Consider the following 2,634-nt stretch of genomic DNA (forward strand, 5'->3'; position numbering starts at 1 on the left):
CAACCGGCTCAAGCAGTGGCGCGGCATCGCGACCAGGTACGACAAGACCGCCCAGTCCTACCAAGCAGCCGTCACCCTCGCGTCGCTCCTGATGTGGGCGTGACACTTTGACGACAACTCCTAGGCTCCTTCCGTCACCGCGGGGTCTGCCCATGCTGCTGCCATGGGTCTGTGTCTCACGCTGTTCATCGCGGACTGGGAGCACCTGGGCACCGTCCCGGTCGAGGACCGGATCCGGGCGCTGGACGAGGAGTACCGCAAGGGCGAGACGGCCGATATCGGCAGGGCCCGGCCCCCGGCGCACGGGGCCGGGTGGTGCGCCGAGTACGACTTCCGCAGCACCACCGGCGCCTTCGGCCCGCATGCCCGCGCAGGAGACGCATGGGACGACATGCGGCTTCTCGTCGACGCGTCCGTGCGCGAGCCGATGGACGCCCTTCTCGCCGGTCTCGTCTGGGACGAGGATCCCGCCGACGACCCCGCGCCGAGCGGCGGCGGAGGGTTCTTCCCGCCGGCCGTCGATCGCTGGCACCCGTCGGTCCTCGTCGTGTGCCCGCCCGGGGCGCTGCCCGGCAAGGTACGGGCCTGGGCGCGCGTGGAGTCGCGGCTCGGCGAGCTGCGTGAGGCGTTCGAGGCGGAGTGTGCGGGCTGGGCCGGCCGCCCGGACACCTTCGAGGACTTCACCGCGCTGCTGCGCGAATGGGGCGATATGACCATGGAGGCCGCCCGACGGGGTTGGGGCCTGGTCGGTCTGCCTTGACGGGCACTGCGGTTGCACGGCTCGATGTACGTCCGGGCAGAGAGTCGACGTCGGGCGCCGATCACGGCCTGAGCGTCGGCAGGCTGGCTGATAATGCTTCAGAACCCCTGGTCACGACGGTTGACCGCCCCTTGGGGGTGTGGCCCGGCAGCCGTGCGAAGCGGCTTCCCCGACGTTACGAAAAGGCGATCGCGTGAGTCCCAGGCACCCCCGCCCGACGCAGAAGACCGACGAACAACTGCTGCAGACCGCCCGTCGTACGGCGGCCCCGCAGCAGGAGGCCGCGGCGCCCGTGGGGCTGATGGGGCTCCAGGCGAGCGCGGGCAACGCCGCGGTCGTGCAGATGCTCCGGCGGGCCGGTCACGGGCGGGACCAGGAGCAGCACCGGCACACGGACGGATGCGGACACGGGCAGTCCGAACAGCCGGCGGTGCAGCGGTCCGCCGTTCACGACGTCCTGCGCGCCCCCGGACGGCCCATGGACGCCGCCACCCGCAGCGACATGGAGGCCCGCCTCGGTGCGGACTTCTCCGACGTCCGCATCCATGACAACAGTGCCGCCAAGGCCTCCGCCGCCGAGGTGGGGGCCCGCGCCTTCACCTCGGGCAGCCATGTCGTCATCGGTGCCGGCGGCGGCGACAAGCACACCCTCGCCCACGAACTCACCCACGTCATCCAGCAGCGCCAAGGGCCGGTCTCGGGTACCGACAACGGGTCGGGGCTGAAGGTCTCCGACCCGTCGGACCGTTTCGAGCGGGAGGCGGAGGCGAACGCCAGCCGGGTCATGGCACCCGGCCACCGGGCCGTCGCGGACGTCCAGCGCCAAGCGGCACCCTCGGCCGCCTCCGGTTCCCACCACGCGGTGCAGCGTGTCGCGAGCCCGCAGGACCGGTTGACGGTCGAGTACTGGGAGGAACAGGCAGGAGTGGGCGGATCCAGCAGCTCCGCGGCCAAGGCCAAGTCCACACAGATCGCCGCTTCGAAGAAGAACGCGAAGGGCTTCAAGGCCAGCAAGCCTCCGCGCAGGATCGATGAGATCATCGCGACCGTCGGTCCTCGGCTCCTGGCCGATCTGGCGCACATGCCGGAGGCCTCCGGGCGGATGGAGCTGTACCGCTCCATGAGTTTCGACGAGGCCCACAGCGCCCTCACCTACTGGGGCGACGAAGCCGCACGGAACGAAATGGTGGCGTACATAGCGGGCGGCGAGGGCACAGCGAAGGAGTTCAGGCAGAAGGGGTACTCCGGCATGACGATCGGGTCCCACCTCGGCGACCAGGGTCAGGCCGATGCGTACTACGACTTCCAGGGCGATTCCTACGCGGTCCAGCTGAAGTTCACGCTGAAGCCCGGCGCCCACGAACTCCTCTTCAACCAGGCGCACATGGCACTCGGACCGGGCTACAAGAACGACCTGATCCGCACGGCGAACGGCGGCGGCTACCAGAACGCGAACGCGAACGAGGGCACGCTGGGCGGGTACATCGGTGTGAAGGCCGAGGACAACGAACCGTACAGCCTGGGCATCGCACAGGGCGCCAACGGCAAGAACGGCCGTGAGCTCGGCGCGAGTCAGCTGCTCTTCCAACTGTTCGTCGAGAACGTCGAACTCGTCAAGAACAGGTCGGGGCAGGAACTGCCCGGCGCGGCCGCCCAGCAGGAAATGGCAGCTTAGTCACAGCTCGCCGTGGATGCCCGGGGGCGGGCCGGCTCGGTCCGCCCCCGGGCATCCACGGGTCCCGGGGGACTAGGTTCTGTCCGGCGGATCATGCGCGGAGCCAGAGTCTGATGGCTGCTGTGGTGATGGTGCCGTGGAAAACGTAGGCGCGTTTGTCGTAGCGGGTGGCGACGGCCCGGTGGTGTTTGAGCCGGTT

General features: G+C 69.7%; 2 protein-coding genes and 2 pseudogenes. 3 read left to right on the forward strand and 1 reads right to left on the reverse strand.

The window, feature by feature from the left end; translation table 11 throughout:
• The 3 genes and pseudogenes from E6U81_RS39425 to E6U81_RS39435 form a co-directional block, all read left to right on the forward strand.
• Positions 1–103: pseudogene (locus tag E6U81_RS39425) on the forward strand (IS5/IS1182 family transposase); the annotation flags it as partial.
• A gap of 60 nt (positions 104–163) precedes the next feature.
• Complete coding sequence (locus E6U81_RS39430) at positions 164–760, forward strand: hypothetical protein (RefSeq protein ID WP_136234793.1); 597 nt, start codon at positions 164–166, stop codon at positions 758–760.
• 301 nt (positions 761–1,061) lie between these two features.
• Positions 1,062–2,435, forward strand: coding sequence for a DUF4157 domain-containing protein (locus tag E6U81_RS39435; RefSeq protein WP_136234794.1), 1,374 nt, complete (start codon positions 1,062–1,064; stop codon positions 2,433–2,435).
• Positions 2,436–2,526: 91 nt separating this feature from the next.
• Here the strand turns inward: E6U81_RS39435 and E6U81_RS39440 are convergent.
• Positions 2,527–2,634: pseudogene (locus tag E6U81_RS39440) on the reverse strand (IS5/IS1182 family transposase); the annotation flags it as partial.

The organism is Streptomyces sp. A0592 (genome assembly GCF_004795115.1).
GTDB lineage: Bacteria > Actinomycetota > Actinomycetes > Streptomycetales > Streptomycetaceae > Streptomyces > Streptomyces erythrochromogenes.